The organism is Bradyrhizobium sp. MOS001 (genome assembly GCF_004634465.1).
GTDB lineage: Bacteria > Pseudomonadota > Alphaproteobacteria > Rhizobiales > Xanthobacteraceae > Bradyrhizobium > Bradyrhizobium barranii.
Map to the genome: position 1 here is coordinate 126,169 of NZ_SPVJ01000003.1, position 23,066 is coordinate 149,234.

At 65.4% G+C, this 23,066-nt stretch carries 18 protein-coding genes; 11 read left to right on the forward strand and 7 right to left on the reverse strand.

The genetic code is table 11. The features are described from left to right. The first annotated feature begins 108 nt into the window (after positions 1-108). The 4 genes from CT676_RS06295 (at position 109) to CT676_RS06310 (ending at position 7,479) form a co-directional block, all read left to right on the forward strand. Positions 109-2,499 (forward strand): EAL domain-containing protein, encoded by a 2,391-nt coding sequence (locus CT676_RS06295; RefSeq protein WP_085399750.1) that lies wholly within the window; start codon positions 109-111, stop codon positions 2,497-2,499. A 93-nt stretch (positions 2,500-2,592) separates the two neighbouring features. Beyond that, the gene (locus CT676_RS06300; protein WP_085399749.1) at positions 2,593-3,894 is read left to right on the forward strand and encodes an MFS transporter; all 1,302 of its coding nucleotides are present in this window, start codon (positions 2,593-2,595) and stop codon (positions 3,892-3,894) included. A gap of 155 nt (positions 3,895-4,049) precedes the next feature. Next, on the forward strand, positions 4,050-6,635 hold the full coding sequence (locus CT676_RS06305) for an EAL domain-containing protein (RefSeq protein WP_085399753.1): 2,586 nt from the start codon (positions 4,050-4,052) through the stop codon (positions 6,633-6,635). 286 nt (positions 6,636-6,921) lie between these two features. Continuing rightward, positions 6,922-7,479 carry a hypothetical protein gene (locus CT676_RS06310; protein WP_085399748.1) on the forward strand — a complete coding sequence of 186 codons (558 nt, stop codon included), beginning with the start codon at positions 6,922-6,924 and terminating at the stop codon, positions 7,477-7,479. Positions 7,480-7,572: 93 nt separating this feature from the next. Here the strand turns inward: CT676_RS06310 and CT676_RS06315 are convergent, their stop codons facing one another. From CT676_RS06315 to CT676_RS06330, 4 genes are all read right to left on the reverse strand, one after another. After that, on the reverse strand, positions 7,573-8,490 hold the full coding sequence (locus tag CT676_RS06315; protein WP_041953298.1) for an MBL fold metallo-hydrolase: 918 nt from the start codon (positions 8,488-8,490) through the stop codon (positions 7,573-7,575). Between the two features lie 92 nt (positions 8,491-8,582). Further along, positions 8,583-9,788: an NAD(P)/FAD-dependent oxidoreductase gene (locus tag CT676_RS06320; protein ID WP_135214118.1), complete on the reverse strand. Its 1,206-nt coding sequence runs from the start codon at positions 9,786-9,788 to the stop codon at positions 8,583-8,585. A gap of 129 nt (positions 9,789-9,917) precedes the next feature. Continuing rightward, complete coding sequence (locus CT676_RS06325) at positions 9,918-10,208, reverse strand: hypothetical protein (RefSeq protein WP_071910478.1); 291 nt, start codon at positions 10,206-10,208, stop codon at positions 9,918-9,920. A gap of 311 nt (positions 10,209-10,519) precedes the next feature. Continuing rightward, the gene (locus CT676_RS06330) at positions 10,520-11,131 is read right to left on the reverse strand and encodes a TetR/AcrR family transcriptional regulator (protein ID WP_085399746.1); all 612 of its coding nucleotides are present in this window, start codon (positions 11,129-11,131) and stop codon (positions 10,520-10,522) included. Between the two features lie 130 nt (positions 11,132-11,261). Here CT676_RS06330 and CT676_RS06335 point away from each other — a divergent pair, with 130 nt between their 5' ends. The 4 genes from CT676_RS06335 to CT676_RS06350 all read left to right on the forward strand — a co-directional run bounded on the left by CT676_RS06335 (position 11,262) and on the right by CT676_RS06350 (position 17,840). Next, on the forward strand, positions 11,262-12,491 hold the full coding sequence (locus tag CT676_RS06335; protein WP_085399745.1) for a cytochrome P450: 1,230 nt from the start codon (positions 11,262-11,264) through the stop codon (positions 12,489-12,491). 132 nt (positions 12,492-12,623) lie between these two features. Continuing rightward, positions 12,624-16,268, forward strand: coding sequence for an AsmA-like C-terminal region-containing protein (locus tag CT676_RS06340; RefSeq protein ID WP_135214119.1), 3,645 nt, complete (start codon positions 12,624-12,626; stop codon positions 16,266-16,268). Positions 16,269-16,467: 199 nt separating this feature from the next. After that, entirely contained in the window at positions 16,468-17,586 is a 1,119-nt protein-coding gene (locus CT676_RS06345) for a DUF2336 domain-containing protein (RefSeq protein ID WP_085399743.1), read from the forward strand. Between the two features lie 20 nt (positions 17,587-17,606). After that, positions 17,607-17,840 carry a hypothetical protein gene (locus CT676_RS06350; protein WP_063981598.1) on the forward strand — a complete coding sequence of 78 codons (234 nt, stop codon included), beginning with the start codon at positions 17,607-17,609 and terminating at the stop codon, positions 17,838-17,840. A 16-nt stretch (positions 17,841-17,856) separates the two neighbouring features. Here CT676_RS06350 and CT676_RS06355 read toward each other — a convergent pair whose 3' ends face one another. Both CT676_RS06355 and CT676_RS06360 read right to left on the reverse strand, forming a co-directional pair. Beyond that, the gene (locus tag CT676_RS06355; protein WP_085399742.1) at positions 17,857-19,182 is read right to left on the reverse strand and encodes an MFS transporter; all 1,326 of its coding nucleotides are present in this window, start codon (positions 19,180-19,182) and stop codon (positions 17,857-17,859) included. Between the two features lie 301 nt (positions 19,183-19,483). Continuing rightward, complete coding sequence (locus CT676_RS06360; protein ID WP_085399741.1) at positions 19,484-20,221, reverse strand: 3-oxoacyl-ACP reductase family protein; 738 nt, start codon at positions 20,219-20,221, stop codon at positions 19,484-19,486. Between the two features lie 150 nt (positions 20,222-20,371). On the opposite strand from CT676_RS06360, the gene CT676_RS06365 reads away from it, so the two are divergent. From CT676_RS06365 to CT676_RS06375, 3 genes are all read left to right on the forward strand, one after another. Beyond that, positions 20,372-20,914, forward strand: a complete 543-nt coding sequence (locus tag CT676_RS06365; protein WP_244623078.1) for a TetR/AcrR family transcriptional regulator — start codon at positions 20,372-20,374, stop codon at positions 20,912-20,914. A gap of 193 nt (positions 20,915-21,107) precedes the next feature. Further along, on the forward strand, positions 21,108-21,536 hold the full coding sequence (locus CT676_RS06370) for a universal stress protein (RefSeq protein WP_063981602.1): 429 nt from the start codon (positions 21,108-21,110) through the stop codon (positions 21,534-21,536). Positions 21,537-21,935: 399 nt separating this feature from the next. Beyond that, a complete protein-coding gene (locus CT676_RS06375; protein WP_085399739.1) occupies positions 21,936-22,421 on the forward strand; it encodes a DUF417 family protein in 486 nt (161 codons plus the stop codon). A 122-nt stretch (positions 22,422-22,543) separates the two neighbouring features. On the opposite strand, the gene CT676_RS06380 is transcribed toward CT676_RS06375, so the two are convergent. Then, complete coding sequence (locus CT676_RS06380; RefSeq protein ID WP_085399738.1) at positions 22,544-23,041, reverse strand: GNAT family N-acetyltransferase; 498 nt, start codon at positions 23,039-23,041, stop codon at positions 22,544-22,546. Positions 23,042-23,066: the final 25 nt, after the last annotated feature.

Here is a 23,066-nt window from a genome sequence, read left to right on the forward strand (position 1 = left end):
TGGTCCGATAGCAGTTCCGGCAGCTCAACCAGAAGTGGGTTGCCGCGACGAGGGGACTTGCGGATCAAGATGGGCGGTCGGGGGCGGAACGATCAGGATAGAGAACGTATGACCGGATGGTGGCGCGCCGCGCCGCTGCTCGGACTCTATCGCCCTGCGCTCGTCGCAATCGGCGTCGGTCTTCTGTTTTCGCTCGTCGGCGCCGCCGCCGTGGCGCGATGGGAAAATCGCGTCAACAAGATCGAGTTCGAGAACGCCGCTGAAACCGAAGCCATCGTCATGCAGAACGGCATGAGCGAGTACATCTCCAGGCTCGTCGCGCTGCGTACGCTGTTCGAATCGACCAACGAGGAAATCACCCGCAGCGAATTCGAGACCTTCAGCTCCCGGCTGTTCGAACGTCATCCCGGCATGCTACGCATCTCCTGGCTGCCGCGCGTCAACCGCAAAGAGCGCGCCGAATACGAGGCCGCCGCGGCCACGGACGGCGTGTCCGGCTATCGCATCAAGTCGCTCCAGGGCGAGACCTTCGCGACCGCGCCGCAAGCCGATGAATATTTCCCGGTGTTCTACTCGACCCAGCCGAAGACGTCGTCGGTCTACGGCATGGATTACGCGACCGTTCCAGAGCGCCGCGCAGCCCTCGAGCGCGCGCGCGACAACGACCGCGTCGCCGCCATTCGCACGCGCCTCTACGAACCGAAGGAGGGCGGCCGGCAGCCCGACGTGCTCGTTGCCATTCCCGTCTACGCCAAGGGAACCTCGCGCGAGGCGGTGGCGGACCGGCGCCGCAATCTGGCGGGCTTCGTCGTCGGCGTCTTCGACCTGCCGCTGCTGATCCAGTCCATTCGCGTGACCACGGGAGCAAGCCCCGCGGTCAGCGTGAACGTCTATCCGCCCTTCACGGGACAGATCGTCAGCCTGGAACAGACCCTGCCGGACTATTCGTCGGCCGCCACGTCGCCGCAGTCGATGCGGGACGTCGCCCGGGCGCTGCACTGGTCGGGCAGCCTCAAGATCGGGGATACCGACTGGCAGGTGCGCGCCATGCCGACGGCCGGCGGTTCGCTGGAGACGGCCTACGACCGCGCGGTTGCGGTCATCGTCGTCGGCATGCTGCTGACGCTGTCGCTCGCGACCTATCTGATGCTCGCAAGCCGCAACTCGCGGCGGCTCTCGCTGGCGAACCGGCGGGTGCTGGAACTCGCCCAGACCGACATCCTGACCGGGCTGCCGAACCGCGCCTTCTTCCTGACCCGGCTCGACATGATGAACAGCCAGTTGAGCGTGCGGGGCCTGCCGTTCGCGATCCTGATGCTCGATCTCGACCGCTTCAAGAACGTCAACGACTCGCTCGGCCACGGTGCGGGCGATGTGCTGCTGCGCCAGGTGGCGCTGCGGCTGAGATCTGCGCTGCGCGCCACCGACGTGCTGGCGCGGCTCGGCGGCGACGAGTTCGCCATCATCCAGGAGGCTTGCGACGATCAGCGGACTTGCGCGACCGAGCTCGCCGCGCGGATCGCGAAGCTGGTCGCCGAACCGTTCCTGCTGCCCGGCCATCGCGTCGAGATCGGCACCAGCATCGGCATCGCGATCGCACCGGACCACGGCAGCGACCAGGAGCAGCTGCTGAAGAAGGCGGACCTCGCGCTCTACCGCTCGAAATCGGCCGGCCGCAACTGCTTCACCATCTACGACGAGGCGATGTCGGCCGAGCTCGAGGCTCGCAATACGCTGGAAGGCGATTTGCGCGATGCCATCGCGCAGTGCCAGCTCGAAGTGCACTATCAGCCCTTTATGGACGTCGCCAGCGGTTGCCGTCGCGGCTTTGAGGCGCTGGTGCGCTGGCGGCATCCGAGCCGCGGCCTGATCCCGCCGGACCAGTTCATCGGGCTTGCCGAGGAAACCGGGCTGATCGTGCCGCTCGGCGAATTCGTGCTTCGGCGCGCCTGTGCGGACGCCGCCGCCTGGCCGTGCGATCTCATGGTTGCCGTGAATCTGTCGCCGATCCAGTTCAAGGAAGCCGAGCTGTTCGAGACGATCTGCGCGGCGCTGGCAGATTCCGGCCTGGCGCCGCAGCGGCTGGAGATCGAGATCACCGAATCCGTGCTGCTGGAACGCGGCGTCGAGAACCTTGCCTTCATGGAGCGGCTAAAGCACATCGGCATCGAGCTCGCGCTCGACGATTTCGGCACCGGCTATTCGTCGCTGAGCTATCTGACCACGTTCCCGTTCGACAAGATCAAGATCGACAAGTCCTTCATCCGCAACCTCACGCATCAGCCGCGCAGCTCCGCGATCATCGCCTCGATCGTGACGCTCGCACGCGGCCTCGACATGTCGGTCACCGCCGAAGGCGTCGAGACAGCTGAGGAGTTCGAGCGGCTGACGGCGCTCGGCGTCAATTTTGCGCAAGGCTATCTGTTCGGACGCCCGCAGCCGGTCGACCAGATCGCATTCGACGAGACCGCTCAGCCTTCGCAGCGCAACGCGGCCTGAGCGCGCGGCCCAAAGGGGCATCTCGTGAAAATCGCTTGACCCAGACGGCCCTGGATGGTCGGTAGCACCATCTAGGGATGAAATAAGCACAACATGCGGCTTCCGTTCTTCTACGGCTGGGTCGTGGTCGCGGTGACCTTCGTGACCATGGCGATCGGCGTCAACGCACGCACCGCGTTTTCGCTGTTCTTTCCTCCCATCATCTCCGAATTCGGCTGGGAACGCGGCGTCACTGCCGGCGCGTTCTCCTTCGGCTTCGTCGTGTCGGGCATCGTCAGCCCGCTGATCGGCCGCCTGATGGATCGCGCCGGCCCGCGCGCGGTGATGGAACTCGGTGTCGTGCTGATGGGCGGCGGCCTGCTGCTCGCGCCACTCACCAGCACGCCCTGGCATCTCTACGTGACCATCGGCGTCATGGTCGGCGCCGGCTCGGTGTGTCTCGGCTATTCCGGCCAGTCGCTGTTCCTGCCGAACTGGTTCATCCGCAAGCGCGGCTTCGCCATCGGCATTGCCTTTGCCGGCGTCGGCATCGGCTCGGTGACGCTGCTGCCCTGGGTGCAGCACATGATCGAAGAGACCGGCTGGCGCACCGCCTGTACCGCGATGGGGCTGCTCATCCTCGTCGTGCTGGCGCCGATCAATCTGTTCCTGCACAAGCGGCCCGAAGACATCGGCCTCCAGCCGGACGGCGATGCCACGCCGGCGGCGGGCGCGGCGACACCGGTGTCCAACATCGTCGATCCCGTCTGGGTCGGCACCGACTGGACGCTCAAGCGCGCGGTTGCGACCGCGCGCTTCTGGTGGATCGCGCTCGGCTATTTCAGCGGCCTGTACATCTGGTACGCGGTGCAGGTGCACCAGACCAAATTCCTGCTCGACATCGGCTTCAGCCCCGGTGTCGCGGTGTGGGCGCTCGGCATCGTCAGCCTGCTCGGCATTCCCGGCCAGATCCTGCTCGGCCACGTCTCCGACCGGATCGGGCGGGAATGGGTGTGGGCGATCAGCTGCGCAGGCTTTGCGATCTGCTTCGCGGCGCTGATGGCGCTGAAATTCCAGCCGTCGCTGTGGCTGGTCTATGTCATGGTGTTCGCGCAAGGCGCGCTCGGCTACGGCCTCACCTCGATCATGGGCGCGGTGGTGTTCGAGATCTTCCAGGGCAGGCACCAGGGCAGCATTTTTGGAACGATCATGCTGGCGGCCCTGGCCGGCGGCGCGGCGGGTCCCTGGCTCACGGGTTTCCTCTATGATCGCACCGGCGACTACACGCTCGCCTTCGCCATCGCCATGGTCGTGAGCGGACTGTCTGCGCTCTCGGTCTGGCAGGCCGCTCCACGCAAGGTGCGGGCGGTGGCCGGCCGGTTGCACAAGCTCAAGCCCACAAGCGCGGCCGAATAGGTTCCGATGCATCGGATTGCCTTCGCAGCTTTCGCGAGCCGTTAAGCATGTCGCGTCTTGGCCGGACGCGACCCGGTTGCAAAAACGTCTTGGACACCATCGCGGCGCTAGCCTCGGCCCCCCTTGCCATCTTCCCGATGCATCCGGGTCCAACGATGTCTGCCGCCGATTGTCCCATGACAGAAATTCCGGACGTGCTGCTGGCTGCGCTCGAATGTGCCGACGGCGGTATCGTCATCGTCGACAGCGCGCGTCGCATCACGCATTTCAATGCCGGTGCAGAGCGGATCTGGAAACTCGCGCGCGCCGAGGTGCTCGGCTGCGACGCCGAACTTCTCACGCTCAAATGCCTTCGGGCCGATCCGGTCGCGGAGTTCCGCGACGAGATCAGCCTCGTGCGGCGCGACGGCACCCGGATCCGGGCGGCCATCTCGCTTTCATCCGTCACGCGTGGCGGCGCCACCCATCACGTCGTGTTCGCGCGTGACGTCACCGCGGAGGCCGAGCGCCGCGTCAGAATCGGGCTTCTCCACGCCGTCTCCGACCAGACCAACCGCGCGGTGCTCATCACCGACACGGACCAGAACATCGTCTACGTCAATTCCACCTTCGGGACGCTGTTTGGCTACACCAGCGAGGAGGCCGAGGGCCGCCGCGCCGGCGCGCTGATCGCCGGCCGCCACACCGATCGGAAGGCCGTCGCGAAGCTCGTCAAGCGCCTGATGACCGGCGGCCGCCGCGGCGAAATCGAGACGCTGGTCTACAACAAGGGCGGCGAGGAGATCTGGGTCTGCGCCCGTATCGACGTCTTCCGCGACAAGAAGGGCCGTGCCAGGCACATCTTCGCGCTGCTCGAGGACATCACCGAGACCAGGCAGCTGCGCTCGCTCCAGCAGCTCATCATGAGTGCGCTGGCCGACGAGGTTCCGATCACCGATATCGCCGACAGGCTGTGCCGAAGGGTCGAGGAGATCGCGCCTGACGTGGTTTGCTCGTTGCTTCACGTCGATGCCGCAGGCCTCGTCCATCCGCTCGGCGGGCCCAGCCTGCCCGAGGACTATTCGCGTGCGCTGGACGGCATCGCGATCGGTCCGAATGTCGGATCCTGCGGCACCGCGGCCTTCTACGGTGAACCGGTGCTGGCCGAAGATCTCGACACCGATCCGCGCTGGCAGCCCTACAAGACGCGTCCGCTCGAAGTGGGCCTGCGCGCCTGCTGGTCGACACCGATCAAGGCCAAGGACGGCCGGGTCATCGCCACCTTCGCCTTCTATTTCCGTGAAACGCGCGCGCCGAGCAACTGGCACCGCCGCATCGTCAACGCCTGCGTCGACCTCGGCGCCTTCGCGATCGAGCGCAAGGAAGCTCGCGCCGAGATCGCGCGGCTCGCCTATCACGACATTCTCACCGGGCTGCCGAACCGCGCGCAACTGCGGCACCTGATCACCACGGCCATCGATGCCTGCCCGACCGGCAGCCACGTCGCGCTGGCCTTCCTCGACGTCGATCATTTCAAGGACGTCAACGACACGTTCGGCCACGCTGCCGGCGATGAGCTGCTGATCCAGCTCGCGCAGCGCCTGCGCGAGCAGATCGGCCCTGAGGACATGCTGGGACGGCTCGGCGGCGACGAGTTCGTCATCCTGCTGCCGCAGCGCAATGCCGAGAGCGCCGAGCGCGTCGCGGCCGGGGTCGCGGAGGCGCTCGCCGCGCCGCTGCGGCTTGGCTCCAGGCAGCTGCAGATGTCGGCGAGCATCGGCATCAGCCTCTATCCCGACCATGCGACCGACATCGACACCTTGATGCAGCAGGCGGATGCGGCCATGTACATGGCCAAGCAGGCCGGCCGCTCCACCCATCGCATCTTCAGCGCCGAAATGAACGGGCTCACCGAGCAGCGCCTGGCGCTGATCGCCGCGCTGCGCCGCGCCATCGCCGAGGGCGCGCTGACCCTCAGCTACCAGCCGCAGATCCGCAGTTGCGACGGTGCCGTCCATGGCGTCGAGGCATTGGCGCGCTGGCATGATGCCGTGCTCGGCGACGTCTCGCCGGCGAAGTTCATCCCGCTCGCCGAGGAGTGCGGCCTGATCGAGCAGATCGGCCTGTGGTCGGTGCGTGAGGCCTGCCGGCAGATGGCGGACTGGCGCCGCGCCGGGCTCAACATTCCCAGCGTGTCGGTGAACCTGTCGCCGATCAATTTCCGCAACGTCACGCTGGCGGCGCGGCTCAAGGACACCCTCGCCGAATACGATCTGCCGCCGGATGCGCTGATGCTCGAGATCACCGAGGGCACGTTCATGCGGGACAGCGTCGCCGCGCTGGAGACGATGAACGCGATCCGCGCGCTCGGCGTCGGGCTTTCCGTGGACGATTTCGGCACCGGCTATTCCAGCCTCAGCCGGCTCGCGCATCTGCCGATCCGCGAGCTGAAGATCGACCGCAGTTTCATGCGCGACATCGAGAGAGACGCGGGCGCGCTCGCGGTTGCCACCGCCGTGGTGCGCGTCGGACAGGGCCTCGGCATGACCGTCGTCGCCGAAGGCGTCGAGACCGAAGGCCAGCGCAAGACGCTGGCCGAGCTCGGCTGCGACGTCGTCCAGGGCTTCCTCTACGCGCCCGCGCTGCCGCCGGTCGCATTCGAACGCTGGTTGATCGAGCACTGCGCCGAGCAGGCGAGGGCAATGCTGGGGCGGCTCGATGTTACGCCGGCCGGTCGCGACGTGGTGAAGCGGTCGGCATAGTCGGCTCCAGGGCGTTCGCGTACAATCCGGCAGTCATCCCTTTCAACGGGTAGCCCCAGCCCCAGCCCCAGCTGATGATCGGCTGGTCGGATTTTTGTTTCTGGATATTTCCAATTGCCGATCGGCAATATCGAGCAACCGGCGCGGCGCCCTGCCAAATGCTCCGCGCCAGCTCCCGTTCCTACCACCGCGCAACCGGGCAAATCCAACTGCCAGGGCGAACTCAGGACTGGATGGGACTCGGGGCAACGTCACCTCGGGTCCGCCAAAAGCACGGAAAGCCACCATGACCTCGATTTCTGCGCTCTCCTCCAATCACCACCGCTCATCACCGTTGCAACAATTACAAGACGAGCTGCAAGCGGAAGTCAGTTCCGGCACGATCGATGCGTCGGATCAGTCGGCGCTGTCGGCCGCGCTCAGCAGCATCGGCTCCGCGTTGCAGTCAACCGGTGCAAGCGATCAATCCGGCGGCGGGACATCTTCGCCCGACGCCTTCGCGTCGAAGATTAATGGCCTCATCCAGCAGCAAGTGTCGGCCGGCAAGTTGACGGACGAGCAGGCCACCGAGCTGCAAGGAATTTTCAAGGCGGCGCTCTCGCATGGACCGCACGGAGCGGGTGGACCGCCGCCGGACGGGCCACCGCCATCCGGTGAGCCTCCCTCGGTCAACGGCACGGACGACTCGTCAAGCGGCAATTCGACGGCGGAGCTGCTGCAACAGTTTCTCCAGCAGCTGAAAAGCTCGCTTGCGGACTCGACCTATAGCGCGACGAAAGCAGGCGATACGACCGATGCGAACGATCCGTCGTTGTCCGGCGTCCTGATCAACGATCGGATCTGATATCGGCAGCGCGCCGCGCTGACTCGATTCGCGCATCGAAACCAGGGCCCGCCATGAATGCGCGCCCTGGTCTCACGTTGGCTCAGCGAGCGATCAGTAGTCCCAGAAGACCGGCACCCAGCGGAAGGCGTCGCCGGCGACCGCCACATGGCCGACGGAGGGGAACGGCATGTGTGTTGCCACCAGCATCTCGCCGCTCGCGGCAATCTCTCGCAACAGACCGACCCGAACGCGCGCCGCCTCCTCGGGGTCGTGTTCGAAACCGTTGTGCCAGTCGGGTTGATCGAACCCGACGGCAAACACGGCGTCGCCGGCGAATGTCAGCCCGTCCCCGCCGGATGCCACGCGAACCACGCTGTGTCCGGGGGTGTGACCGCCGGTGCGACGAACGACGACGCCCGGCGCAACCTCGTGCTGCTCATCGAACTGCCGCAGCTGACTTCCGTACTCCTTGACGAACCGCTTAGCGGTCGCCCGAAGCGCGTCCGGGAAGCCCGGCGGCATGGCGGTGTGGGAGAAATCGGGCGCCTCCCAGAATTTGACCTCGGCGGCCGCCACGTGGATCCGCAGGTCTTTGCGCAGCCGCTCCTTCACCCCGTCGACGAGCAGTCCGCCAATGTGATCCATGTGCAAGTGGGTCAGCACCAGATCGGTCACGGACGAAAGATCGATGCCGGCGGCTTCCAGTCGCTTGATCAACTGGCCGGCGCGCGGCAAGTGCAGATCCGGGTCTGACCCCAGTCCAGCATCGATCAGGATGGTCTTGTCGCCGCTGCGGACCACGACCGCATTCAGCGCCCAGTCGAAAGCGTCCTGCGGGAGGAACATGTCGTGCAGCCAGGTCGCCCGGACGGCCGGGTCGGCATTGTGCGCCAGCATCGTGGTTGGCAGCGGCAGCACGCCGTCGCTGACCACCAGCACGTCGATTTCGCCGACCTTCAGCGCGTAGCGCGATGGAACGAGCTCTTCCGGCTTCGATGTCGCGGGGTATGAGGTGTTGTGCAGGTTCATGTTGGTCTCCTGTTTCAAGGTAGGGCTCCCGGCTGGTCTTGGTTGAGCAGGCCGCGCAGCCAGGGAGGTGCGGCCGTGATCGTTTCGTGCTTCTAGAGGCTCGTCACACGCTCCGGATCGGCCGACGCGAGCGCTGCGGCACGCTCGGCACGGGGCGGGTAGATCCAGACCGTGTTGATCTCCTGCTTGGTCTTCTTGGCGACGTCGCCGACCATCTCGACCTTGCGCTCCCAGCCGCGCGTGAACAGCGCGCCGGCTTCGCCGAGATCAAGGCACGTGACGTAGGCCTTCTGGTGATACGGCCTGGTCGGGACGCGCAGGAGTTCGGCGGCCGCGTTGTTGCCGGCAAAGGCGCCCATCCGCGTGGCGTGCTGGCACGACATCAGCGCGTAATTGCCCTCGTCGTCGCATGCGGCCCGCGCGGCATCGCCGGTGGCGAAGACGCCGGCGATGCCGGGCACGCGCAGATCGCGGTCCACCAGCAGCCGGCCGAAATTGTCGCGCTCGGCGGGAATCTGCGCTGTCAGGGGCGCGGCGCGAATGCCGGCTGCCCAGACCACCGTCTCGGTTTCGATGTGTTCGCCGGTCGACAGCGTCACGCCGGATTTGTCGAGCGAGGCAACGCCGGTGCCGAGCCTTGTCTCCACGCCGAGCTTGCGCAGCGCCTGCTCGATGACCGGGCGGGAGCCTTCGCCCATGTCGGGAGCGATTGCGCCGTTACGCTCGACGATGATCACGCGCGTCCTGGCGTTTTGTCCGAAGATGGCGCGCAGGCGTGCGGGCAGCTCGGTCGCCGCCTCGATGCCGGTGAAGCCGCCGCCGGCGACCACGACCGTGTCGCGTCCATTGACGGCCGGCCGGTCGGCGAGGCCATGCAGATGCTTGTCGAGAGCAACCGCGTCGTCGAGCGAGTCGACGCTGAAGCCGTGCTCGGCGAGGCCGGGAATGTTGGGTCGGAAGAGGCGGCTGCCGGTGGCGATCACCAGGCGGTCGTAGGACAGGGTCTTGCGGGTGCCTTTGGGAGTCGAGATCTGAACCGTCAGCGCCTCGGTGTTGACGGTCTCGGCGCTCCCCTGGATGTAGTCGACGTCGATCGCCTTGAGGACACCGAGCAGCGGCGCCGTCAGGGTTTCCGGCTTCGGCTCATAGAGCCGAGGGCGGACCACCAGCGTCGGCTCCGGTGCGATGAGCGCGATCTCGAGCTCTTCCGGTGAGACCCCCTGAATGTCGCGCAGGCGGGCGGCGGAGAGGGCGGCGTACATGCCGGCGAAGCCGGCGCCAATGATGAGCAGTCGCATGTGGTTCACTCCTGGATTTGGTTCTGGGGTTGTTGGTTCGAAACGCGCGCCATCGCCGCCGCTCGATGCGAGCAGAGCCTGTTGCGAGCGATGATGACGCGAAGAGGTGAGACGGAGACCGCCGGGCCTTTACGGCGCGGTGCAGTTCGGCAGCGAGGACAGCAGCGCAGGGCCTTCACATCCTGCGCGGCAGCTTCGCGGGCCCGATGGCCAGCCGCGCAGGGCGACCGGCAGCGCAGGTTTGTTGGTCCAGCCCCGATCGATCAGGATCGACGTCGAGACCTTGGCGTCTTGTGCGATCTGTGGCGGCGCCTCATCGGCCGTCGGCGAGGTGAAACGCACGGTCAGTGAAAGCCCGTACATGAGCGCCGTCGAGACGGCCTTCCGCCGTGGCGCGATTGCAAGCCGTTTCCTGTCCATCGTTTGTCTCCGTCCCCATGATGTGACGTTGCGATGTTTAGCCAATCGGATCGTCGGCTGCGCCAGAGCGATTGCCGTCCCTGTCGAGAGATTGCTGCTAACCCACGCGCCTGCGCCAATCGCTCGGCGCCTAGCCGGTTAGCGGCGCGGAGGCCCGGCGTATTTCCCGAAGCGGCAATGCCTTGTCCGATCCTGCTGCAATCAGGCGCACGTTTTCAAAAACGCACGATTGGGGCGGGCGGCGAGTTGTCGGAGAATTCAACGCCGGTCGGATGACGGTCCGGTCGTGGACCTGATATCGGCGATCCAGGCTAGTTCGACGACAATCCGGTCCTGCGCCTCAAATCCGTGATCGCGCGCAGAAAACTGTCGGCCGGCGTTGTCTCCGGATCGATCAGGCGGTGCAGGCGAAAGCCGTCTTCCAGCGCCAGCACGACGGAGGCCATCCACGGCGGATTCAGCGTGTCGTTCCTGCCGTTGCTCTTCAACGTGGCCTCGACGATGTCGGCGACCAGCTTGCGGCGCGCGCGCAGCCGCTTGGCAAGCTCCGGGCGGCGCTTCTCGGCGCGCGCGACGAACAGGATCATCTCCATGTGCAGAAGGGGCGAGCGGCCGAGCGGGTCTTGCCGGCTGCGATCCATCGTCTTCAGCGCCGCGATGAAATCGTCGAGATTGTCGTGCTGCGCGAGGATGTCGAGGTTGCGCCGGATCGACTGCTCGACGTGATCCTCGAGCATGGCGATGATCAATTCGTCCTTGCTCTTGAAGTTGGAATAGAACGCGCCGCGGGTGAAGCCCGCGGCGGCCGCGATCGCCTCGATGCTGGCGCCGCCGATGCCGTCCGCCTCGAACACGCGCGCGGCCGCCTCGAACAGTTTGTCGCGTGTGTGGTCCCTGGTCGGCCTGGTTCTCAGCCTTGACATCGGCGCAGGTTAGGGCAGAATGCAACTCGATACAACAATGTATCGAGTTTATAATCTTGGGGATGGTTACGCCGCGCGCGCAAGGGGCTGCCGGCGTATTCGTGTCATGCGGCAACCGATTGAGGTCACCATGAACGAGCAAGTGCAACCCGCAGGCGGACCGCTGTTCAACCCGCTGTCGCCGGACTTCATCCGCGATCCCTATCCGCACTATGACCGGCTGCGCACGATCGAGCCGATCCATGTGACGCCGTTCGGCCAGTTCGTCACCAGCCGCCACGCCGATGTCAGCCTCGTGATGCGCGACAAGCGCTTCGGCAAGGATTTTGTCGAGCGCTCCAAGCGCCGCTATAGCCCTGCCATCATGGACGAGCCGGTGTTCCGCAGCATGAGCCACTGGATGCTGCAATCCGATCCGCCCGACCACACCCGCCTGCGCGGCCTCGTCGTGAAGGCCTTCACCGCCCGTCGCGTCGAGGACATGCGGCCGCGGATCCAGGCGATCGTCGACCAGGCCATCGATGCGGTGATCGAGCGCGGCCACATGGACCTGATCGAGGATTTCGCCTTCCGCCTGCCGGTCACCATCATCTGCGACATGCTCGGAATCCCCGAGGATCATCGCGAGACCTTCTACAACAGCTCGCGCGATGGCGGGCGGCTGCTTGACCCCGTGCCCCTCACGCCGGAAGAGATCGCGAAGGGCAACGCCGGCAACATGATGGCGCAGATGTATTTCCAGCAGCTGTTCGAGCTGCGCCGCCGCAATCCCGGCGACGATCTCACCACCCAGCTGGTGCAGGCCGAGGAAGACGGCCACAAGCTCACCAACGAGGAATTGACCGCCAACATCATCCTGCTGTTCGGCGCCGGCCACGAGACCACCGTCAATCTGATCGGAAACGGCCTGCTCGCGCTGCACCGCAATCCGGATCAGCTCGCGCTCCTGAAGGCGCGGCCCGAGTTGATGGTCAACGCGATCGAGGAATTCTTGCGCTACGATTCCTCGGTGCAGATGACCGGACGCGTGGCGCTGGAGGACATCGCGGATCTCGGCGGCAAGAGCATCCCAAAGGGCGAGACCGTGCTGTGCCTGCTCGGCTCGGCCAACCGCGATCCGGCGGTCTACCCTGATCGCCCCGACAGGCTCGACGTCACCAGGCCCAACGTCAAGCCGCTGTCGTTCGGCGGCGGCATCCATTTCTGCCTGGGCGCCCAATTGGCGCGCATCGAGGCCGAAATCGCCATCGCGACGCTGTTGCGGCGGCTGCCGGATCTGCGCATCGACGACGTCGAGAACCCGGAATGGCGCCCGACGTTCGTGCTGCGCGGCCTGAAACGCCTGCCGGCGAGCTGGTGACGGCCGCCAGCGTTAACCTCCGCGCGCAACAGTCGCTGTGACTTCGCCACACTTCCCCTTATATAAGGGGCTGTTCCGGCGCGCCTGAGGCCCTCAGGTTCGGCCCGGGCCGATTTGGCCGAGGGGAGACCCGTGCAGACGACGCTGCTCGGATTGGCGATTGCCTTCATCATTGCGCTGCTGACCGCGCTGATCGGGCCTTACTTCATCGACTGGAACCAGTTCAGGCCCCAGTTCGAGGCGGAGGCGGGCACGATCATGGGCGTGCCGGTGCGGGTGGCGGGCGAGCTGGATGCACGGCTGCTGCCGGCGCCGACGCTGCGGCTGCGCTCGGTGACCTTCGGCGGCAACAACGATCTCGGCCGCCTGCGCGCCGACAAGCTCGACGTCGAGTTCAGCCTGAGCTCGCTGATGCGCGGCGAATGGCGCGCCACCGAGCTGACCGTCAACGGCATGGCGGTGGATCTCGGCCTGGATGCCAAGGGCCGGGTCGATTTGCCGTCCACCGCGAGCGGCACCTTCAATCTGGCCTCGCTTGCGATCGAACGGCTGAACCTCACCGGCCGCATCGCCCTGCACGATGCCGCCAGCCGCTCGACGCTGGAATTGAACGACATCACCTTTTCGGGCGACGTGCGCTCGCTGGCCGGCTCGGTCCGCGGCGACGGCAGTTTCACCGCCACCGGGGTGCGCTATCCGTTCCGCGTCTCCTCCGGCCCGAGCGCCGACGGCAGCGCCACCCGTCTCCACCTCAACATCGATCCCGGCGAGCGCGCGATCTTGGCCGATCTCGAAGGCGTGCTCGCCTTCGACAACCGCCTGCCGAAATTCGACGGCGCACTGACGCTCGCTGTGCCCCCTGTCAAGAAGGCGGGCACGGCGGGGCCGACACCCTGGAAGCTCACGGCAAAGCTCAAGGCCGATCCGGCCGGCGCCAAATTCGAGCAGATCGACGCGAGCTTCGGCGCCGAGGACAATGCGCTCAAGTTTGGTGGTGTCGGCGATGTCAGGTTCGGCGCCTCGCCGCTGCTGCGCGCGGTGCTGTCGGCGCGCCAGGTCGATGCCGACAAGCTGGCGGGCAAGGACGATGCCGAGCCGCAGCGCGTCCTGCCGGCCCTGCGCGCGGGCCTTGCGGCGATCCCGCAGGCGCCGATACCGGCGCAGATCGAGTTCAACTCCGACCAGATCATGCTGGGCGGGCGTCCGCTCCAGAACATCACGGCGGAGCTTCAGACCGACGGAAGGTCCTGGACTTTCCAGCGGCTCGAGCTGCGCGCGCCCGGCATGACGCAGCTCTCGCTCAACGGCGCAACGCCTGGCGCCGACAGCTTTAGCGGCCGGCTCAGCGTCGAGTCGTCCGACCCCGATACGCTGGTGGCCTGGCTCCAGGGCCGCAGCGAGATCAACCGTCGCAGCACGCGGCCGCTGCGCCTTGCCGGCGACGTGACCATCGCAGCCAACCATCTCGCCGTCGACAGGCTGAAGGCCGAGATCGAGGGCGGCGCGGTGGAGGGCCGCATCGCCTTCGTCCAGACCGGCGCGAGCAAGGGCTCGCGGATCGACGCCGAGCTCAAGGCCGACCGTCTCGACCTCGATGCCGCCGCAAGCTTCGTGCGCGCGCTCGCGGGGCCGCAGGGCGAATGGCCGGAGGAAGCCAGGCTCGCGCTCGATGTCGGCCGCGCGATGTCGGCCGGACAGGAGCTGCGACCGTTCACGGCGAAACTCGGCTACGGCCCCGCGGCGCTGTCGCTGGAGCAGTTGCGGTTTGGTCAGGCGAGCGGCGTGACCACCGAAGCGAGCGGCAGCTTCGACCGCGTTCATGCCACCGGCAAGCTCGCGCTGAAATCCTCGGCCAATTCGCTGCGCGAGCTCACCGCGCTGCTCGAGCCGATCGCGCCTTCGGTGCGCGCACGGTTCGACGCCATCCCGTCATTGCCCGGCGCGACGCGGCTGAAGCTCGACCTCAGCCTCGACAAGAACGCCGACCATGCCGATCGCAACGACGCGCGCGCCGTGCTCGATCTCGATGCGCCGCAGCTCAAGGCTACCGCGACGCTGGCCGGGCAGACGCCGGTCGCGGCGGTCAACGGCATCGACATCGACCGCTTGCGCAACAGCGACTTCACGCTGGACTCGAAAATTTCGACGCCGAAGGCCGGCGCATTGCTGGCGCTGCTGGGCCTCGATCGCGTCGCCGCCGTGGGCGAGGGCCCTTCGCAGTTCGAGGGCCGGTTGAGCGGCGCCTGGCGCCGGCCGTTGCAATTGAACGCAAAGCTCAGTGGCGGCGGGCTGGATGCGGATGCGCAAGGCAGCATCGAATTGTCGGACCCCAATTCGTTCCAGCCGAAGGCCAGCGTGAATTTGCGCGTGCGCAATGCCAATCTGGCGCCGCTGTTCGGGACCAGCCCGGCGGACAAGTCAGTGCAGAGCGTCAACCTGTCCTCGCGCGTCGGCCTCTCCGGCAACCGCCTGACCTTCGACGATCTCGACAGCAGTGCGGCCGGCTCGCATCTGCGCGGGCATCTCGCGGTGACGCTCGATCAGGAGAAGAGCGTCGATGGTGAAATCGGCCTCGACGCGCTCGATCTTGCGCCCGCGTTCGCAATGGCCATCGGCGCCGCCGGACATGATGCCGGTGATCCCCTGAGTGCGGGGCTGCTCGGCGGCTGGCGCGGCCGCATCGCCTTCCAGGCCTTGCGCGGCACGTTGCCTGACGGCATCGAGCTGCGCCCGGTCGGCGGCACGATCCGGAGCGATGGCCAGTCGCTCGCGCTCGACGCGCTCAAGGGCGGTGTCGGCGGCGGTGAGATGTCGGCGAGTTTCGACGCGCGCAATGGCGCCAATGGCGTTGCGCTGAATGCACGTATCGAGCTGCGCAATGTCGATGCGGCGGCGCTGCGCTACCGCGATCTCGCATTGCCCAAGGGACGCGCCTCGGTGCAGATGGCCCTGACCAGCCAGGGCCGCAGCGTTGCGGCGTTGACCGGTGCGCTCGCCGGCAATGGCACGGTGACGCTCGAGGCCGCGGAAATCAGCGGCCTCAATCCGCGCGCCTTCGAGATCGCCATCCGCGCCAGCGACGGCGGCCAGGTTGCCGACGACAACAGGCTGCGGCAGCTCGTCGAACCCGCGCTGTTGGCAGGTCCGATCGCGGTCGCCTCGGCGCAGATCCCGTTCACGATCCGCGACGGGCGCCTGCGCGTCGGCGCGACACCGCTGGAAGCCAAGAACGCGCGGGCCATCGTCTCCGGCGGCTACGATATTCCCGCCGACCAGGCCGACATCCGCGCCAGCCTGACGCCGATCATGACCGGACTTTCGGGCGCGCCGCCGGAGATCCAGTTGTTCGCGGCGGGTCCCCCCGACAGGCTCAACCGCACCGTCGATCTCGCGCCGCTGTCGTCCTGGCTCGCGGTGCGCACGATCGATCGCGAGACGCGCCGGCTGGACGCGATCGAGCGTGGCGAGCCGCCGCCGGCGACTGCGGCGCTGCCGACGCTGGTCTCGCCCGATCCGGTGCCCGAGCCGTCGCTGACCGACGTGCCGTTGCCCGGCCGCGATCCGCGCCGCGCGCCGCCGAAGCCAAAGGCCGCGCCGACGCCGAAGGCGCCGCTGGCCGCCCCTGCAGCGCCAAGTCCTCCACTCACAAGCCCGCCGCTCGCGAGCCAGCAGATCGCCCCGCTGCCACCGCCGATCGAGGTGAGGCCGGCGCCGGGCCCGCCGCCCGCAAAACCCAAGCCGAAGCCACCGCTGGTGCTGACGCCGTCGAATCCGTGAACGCGGCAGCCTGTTCGGCAAGCGCTGGCCCTTGCCCGCCGGTAAACCCATTCCCGCGCATTTTAACGAATTTTGCTCGGCAAAACTGATCTGCCGACTTTACTGGATTCTCGCGTTTGATCTCTAGTGTCGGTTCCCAGAGGAATTCGGCGTCCTGCCAGCACAAGCAGGATGGCTAACCAAGAACTGGGGTAACGAGATGAACGGGGCGAAATCGCTTCTGCAGGATCTGGACGACGCGATCGCGCGCGGCACCGACGAGAGCCGGGCGAAGGCGTTGTGGCATGCGACCGACATCCTGATCACCGGCCGCTACAGCGACGACGAGATCAGCATGTTCGGCGAGGTCATCGGGCGGCTCGCCGACGAGATCGAGGTCGCCGCGCGGGCGCAGCTCTCCGAGCTGATGTCGGCCTGCGACCACGCTCCGCTCAATGTCATCGAAAAGCTCGCCCTCGACGACGAGATCGACGTGGCCGGTCCGGTGCTGCGCGACTCCAGCCGTATCGACGAGAAGATGCTGGTCGAGAGCGCCATGACCAAGGGCCAGGCGCATCTGCTTGCGATCGCCCAGCGCAGGTCGATCGGCGAAGCCGTCACCGACGTGCTGGTCAAGCGCGGCGACCAGGAGGTCGTGACCTCCGTCGCCAAAAACGAGGGCGCGCGCTTCTCCGGCTCGGGCCTGCTGCACATGGTCCGGCGCGCCGAGGGTGACTCGATCCTCGCCGAGCAGCTCGGCCTGCGCAAGGACGTCCCGCGCCACATCTTCCAGCAGCTCATTTCCAAGGCGTCGGAAGACGTCCGCCGCCGCCTCGCGAGCGAGCGGCCCGAAATGATGTCGCAGATCCAGAGCTCGGTGACCGACGTCACCGGCGATCTCCAGTCCAAGTTCGGTCCGTCCTCGCGCAGCTATTTCGTCGCCAAGCGCGTGGTGACGACGCAGTACCGCCAGGGCAACCTCAACCAGGACTCGATCTCGAACTATGCGCGCCAGCACCGTTTCGACGAGGTGCAGATCGGCCTGTCGCTGTTGTCGTCGCTTCCGGTCGACGTGATCGAGCGCGCGATGATGGACCGCAATCGCGAGATACTTCTGGTGCTGTGCAAGGCGCTCGACTTCTCGTGGGACACGACCATGTCGCTGCTGTTCCTCGGCGCCAAGGATCATCTGATCACGGCGCGCGAGCTCCATGACAGCGAGCGCGAGTTCGGCAAGCTCAAGATCGAGACGTCGCGCAGCATTCTGAAGTTCTACCAGTCGCGCAAGACCGGCGCGGGTGCCGATACGGGCCGTCAGCCCGAACTCCAGGTGCACTGAGCGAGAGGGGAGTATTTGCAATGTTGCCTCAATTCGGCACCGCAATTCGCAAGAACAAGAGCCTGCCCGTCGATGCCGGCGGTTCGGCTCCCGAGAAGGCTTCCGTCGACGCCGCCTGGCTCGTGCTCGAAGCCGCCAACGATCTCGGCGATCACGCCGCGATCGCGGCCTGCCGCCGCGTCATCGACGCCGAACTCAACGGCACCGTGGCGGGCAGCGCGGATATCGATCTCGTGCTCGGTTATTTCAGGTAGCGACGATCACCCGCGTCTAGTGCGCCATCGCGATTTCGCCGGACACTTGCTCGCGCCTTGCATCGATGCGTAGCAGCACGACTACGACTGCGCCCACCAGCGCGCAACCCGCCAGCAACAGAAGACCTGCGGTAAAACTGCCGGTTAAATCCTTCAGGTAGCCCATTGCGTAAGGACCGGCGAAACCGGAAAGATTTCCAAGCGAGTTGATCGCGGCGATGCCGGCGGCAGCCGATGCTCCCGTTAGAAAGCTCGCCGGCAGCGGCCAAAACATCGGGGGGACCGCGGAGACGCCGATCTGTGCGAAGCAAAGCAATGCCATGACAAGGACGGAGTTGGAAACGAGACCTGCCACTCCGATCCCCACCGCTGCCATCAACAGTGCCGCGGCGACGTGACCCTTTCGTTCCATGGTCCGATCGGAATGACGACCAAGCAGCACCATGCCCGCGGCCCCGAAAATAAAGGGCAGCGCTGCGAGCAGGCCGGTCTGGGTATCGCTGACGCCAAAACCCTTGATGATGGTTGGCAGGAAGAACGCCACGCCATAACTTGCAGCATTCAGGCAGAAGTACACCAGAGCGCACAACAAAATGCGGTAATCGGTGAGCGCCTGCCCCAATGACAGGTGTTCGACCTTCTCCTTGTTCCGCTTCTCGGTGGCCTGCACGTCTTCCAGCCAGGCAATCTCGTCTTGTTGCAGCCAGCGGGCCTGGCGCGGAAAATCGGTCAGATAGAGCAGGACGCAGATGCCTACCACGACCGAGGGCAGCGCCTCGAGAATGAACAGCCACTGCCAGCCTTCCAATCCCCAACCGGTCACGCCGAGCAGAAGCCCGGAGATGGGCGATCCGATGATGGACGAAATCGGGATCGCCAGCATGAACAGGCTGATGACCCGAGCCCGGTAAACCGCCGGGAACCACAGGGTCAGATAGAAGATGATGCCTGGAAAGAATCCCGCCTCGCAGGCGCCGAGCAGCAAACGAAGAGAGTAGAAGACGCCCGTTGTCGGTAGTCCCGTTGCTGCCGATATCGATGGGATGAATGCGAAGGCCGCCGAGACGATTCCCCACGTAATCATGATGCGGGCGATCCAGACGCGCGCGCCGACTCGTTCCAGGAAGATGTTGGAGGGGACTTCAAACAGGAAATACCCGACGAAGAACAAGCCCGCGCCCAGTCCGAACGCTGCTTCACTTAAACCCAGCGCCTGGTTCATGTGCAGCTTGGCAAAGCCGACATTGACGCGGTCAAGATAGGCCACGAAATAGCAGACGATCAGGAACGGTATAAGCCGCCACATAACCTTGCCAATGACACGCTTCTCGACGTCTTGCATGGCAAGGCCTCCCGTTTGATCACCGGAACCCGCTCAACATCCGGGCGGCGTTGCGAAACAATGACGGGTACGAACGATGAGTGCAAACGGCATTTTGACGTTCAAGCCAAAGTGACAGTCGTGCTGTCATGCTCGAAGCTGGACGAGGGACGAAGCACGCGACACGCTCCATCTAACGCTCGCGGGGCGGCCGAGGCATCGGCCGCCCGCCATGATGATCGCGAACATCATCTTATTTTGCCATCGCAGTCATCGCCAGCTTCTCGACCTCCTGTTGGACGAACACCAAGCGCCGGAATGTCTACGCGTTCGCGCCGCCGTCGACGGTCAAGGTCGAGCCGGTGATGTATTTTGCCTTCGCGCTCGCCAGGAACGCCACCGCGTTCGCGATGTCATCCGTCGCGCCGTACCGGCCGAGCGCCATGAACTGCTTCAATGTCTCGGCGGTCGGGCCGTGCGCCGGATTCATGTCGGTGTCGATCGAGCCCGGTGCCACGAGGTTGACCGTGACGTCCCTCGGGCCAAGCTCCCGCGCCAGCGCCTTCGTGAATGCGGTTAGCGCCGACTTCGACGCCGCGTACACGCCGAGCGCCGGCGAGGGCACGCGGTCCGCGAAATAGCTGCCGATGGTGATGATGCGGCCGCCCTTGCCAAGGTGCGGCAGCGCCGCCTTGCTCGCGGCGATCGGCGAACGCACGTTGACGTTCAGCATCGCGTCGATGTCGGCGAGCGAGATGTCGTTGAGGCCGCCCAATCGCAGAATGCCGGCATTGTTGACCAGGATGTCGAGCCCGCCCAGCTCCTTGACGGTCTTGTCGACCGAAGCCTGAACGGCAGCGACATCGGCGCTGTCGGCCTGGATCGCTACGGCTTTCCGGCCCGTCGCCTTGATCGCGTCCACGACCTTGGCGGCGATCTCCGCCGACTTCTCGTAAGTAATCGCGACATCGGCGCCTTCCGCGGCGAGCGCCTTCGCGATGGCCGCACCGATACCCCTGCTTGCGCCCGTCACCAGGGCCCGTTTTCCTGCCAGTGTCATGTGATCTCTCCAATTCTGTAATGATCGACACAGAATATGTGGAGTCTTGATTGCCGCGGTCAAGTGAATTATGTGTTGATCATTACAGAAAGACGGGCGATGGCAGGTCGGCCACGGGAATTTGATCGCGACGCGGCGTTGGAGGCCGCCATGCTGCTGTTTTGGCGCAAGGGCTTTGCGGCAGCCTCGATGCACGACCTCTGCCACGCCATGGGCGTCAGCTCGCCCAGCCTCTATGCGGCCTTCGAAAGCAAGGAGGCACTCTACCTTGCCGCGATCGAGCATTACGTCGAGACCCAGGGCCAGCCGGTCTGGGACCGGCTTGCGGAAGGCGCGACCGCGCGCGCCGGCATCGAGAATCTGCTGATCGGGGCGGCCGAGACCCTGCCGAAATCCCGGAGAGCGCCGGCCGGCTGCATGGCCGTGCTGGGCGCCGTCAGCGACGAATGGCCGGCCACCATTGCTCGCGAGATCAAGAAGGTCCGGCTCGACATGCTTGGCAATTTGCGCGGGCGGCTGGAGGCTGCGGTCGCGAGCGGCGAACTGCCTGCCGCAACCGACATCGATGCGCTGAGCCGGTTCTACCTCAGCGTCTTCGAAGGCATGGCGATCCAGGCCAAGGACGACGCGACGCCTGAGGAGTTGAGAGGCGTAGCGAAGGCGGCCATGGCGATGTGGCCGGGCGAGCGGTAGCTCGCGGCCTGTACGATGGGTAGAGCGCAGCGAGACCCATCGTTCCATCCAGGCGTGTTGATGGGTTTCGCTCCGCTCTATCCATCGTACGAGCTGGGTCGAGAGATTGATCTATCTCAAGACCGCATCCGAAACGCGGGCCCAGCTTACATTCGGAAGGCAGCGATACGTCCAGACAGGCGGGAGGTGAAGCATGTACCGGCATATTCTCATTCCGACAGATGGGTCGGAGCTAGCGGAGCACGGAGTGGCGCATGGGTTGGCGCTGGCGAAATCCCTTGGAGCCAAGGTATCTCTAATCTTCGTTGTGGAGCCGTTTTCAGAAATGACAGGGCGGTTCCGTGAAGCAGTCGCAACATATGCCGAGCTGCGCAAGGAACAGGCCACGAGCGCGTTGGATCGCGCGGCAAATGCGGCCAAGGAGGCCGGCGTTTCCTGCGAACCGATTCAAGTGGAGAACGGGCAACCCCATCAAGCCATCATCGCAGCAGCCGAGAATAAAGGTTGCGATCTCATCGTGATGTCATCCCATGGCCGCAGCGGACTCTCCATGCTTCTCATCGGTAGCGTGACAAACAAGGTGCTGGCACAGGCGAAAACTCCCGTACTGATTTGTCCGTGAATGTGCGGATCTGCTGACAGAGTTCTCGCTCGCCGCGAGGACTAGAAAACTCAACGGCCGCATAAACCGCCTTGTCTGCTTTCGTCATCTGCGGGCCTTACCTGCCGGTCAGGCCTTGTCGGCCCGGCACCCGGGTAGCCGGTGACAGTGCACTTAACTCGAAGCAGGAGACCCCGTGCGCATCAATTGAATGCACTGTCACCGCAATTGCGGCGACGGCTAGAGCCTGTCGATCCGAAATGCGCGAGTCTCGACCGCGGCGCGAACACGCGCGTTGCACGCAGCTGTGATCGTGGAACCCCGCCGCGGATGTAACGACAGACGCTCCCCTCCGAATAGCCCGTAGCGGACGCTTCGTTCGCCAATAGATGGATGCGCAATCCGGGGAGAAATCGTCGCATGATGGGATTCAACGTCGCGGAGAATGGTGGAGGCTCTTATCGTCCGCTCGCCATTCTGCGCTGGGTCATGGTGGTCATATTCGTATCGTTTGGAATGCAGAAATTCACACTGCAATCCGCACAGGGTATCGCCCAGTTCATCAGCCACAGCCCGTTCATCTCCTGGCTGTCGGTATTCGGCCTGAGGGGCGAGGCCTATGTTCTCGGTGTCGCCGAATTCGTGATCGCGGCGCTGCTCGTGGCAGGCAGCTTCAGTCCGGTCTTGTCGGCGCTGGGTTCGTTCATGGGCATGATGACCTTCGCGATCACGTGGTCGTTCTTCTTCACGACGCCGGGCGTCGTCACATGGAGCCTTTCAACCGATCCGATGGCGTGGAATCTGGCCGGCGAGTTCCTGTTCAAGGACATCGTCCTGCTGTGTGTGTGCGTTGTGCTGTTTCTCGCTTCGTTGCCGCAGTCGGTTGTCCGGCTCCGCACCGGCTGAGCGTAAAGCGGCTTTGCGATAGCCCGTAGGACGGGGAGAGCACAGCGAAACCCATCACGCTTCAACGCGCCCGGAAGCAAGGATGGGTTTCGCTTCGCTCTACCCATCCTGCGAGACGCATCTCACCGCCGAGCGCGGTAAATCACGACATCATTGCCATGACGCGTCGTGCTCTTCTCGAGGATGTAATTGGCCTTCTCCAGCACGCGGCGGGATGCGCCGTTGCTGACATAGACAAGGCCGATGAGAGACGGCAGTTCGTGGTGCGACAGCCCAATGTCCGTCAGCGCGATTGCGACCTCGCTCGCAAATCCGCGGCCCCAGAACTCGCGCTTAAATGCGTAGGCAATCTCGATCTCGTCGATGTCGTCCACGAGGATGTGCCGGATGCCCGCTCGCCCGGCGAAGGCGCCGTCCTTCGTTCGCAGCACCCACAGCCCAAAACCGTGCTGGTCCCAATGCGCCATGTTGGTCGCGAGATAGGTCTTGGTGACCTCGGGTGCACGCACGCCGCCGAGATAGCGGGACACCTCGGCATCGAGATGCAGCGTGACGAGGTCGTCGAGGTGGTCTTCGCGAAGCCTCTCGGCGGTCAATCTGTCGGTGCTGAAGCGGTCCATGGAGACTGATAGCCGCTTTGGAGGC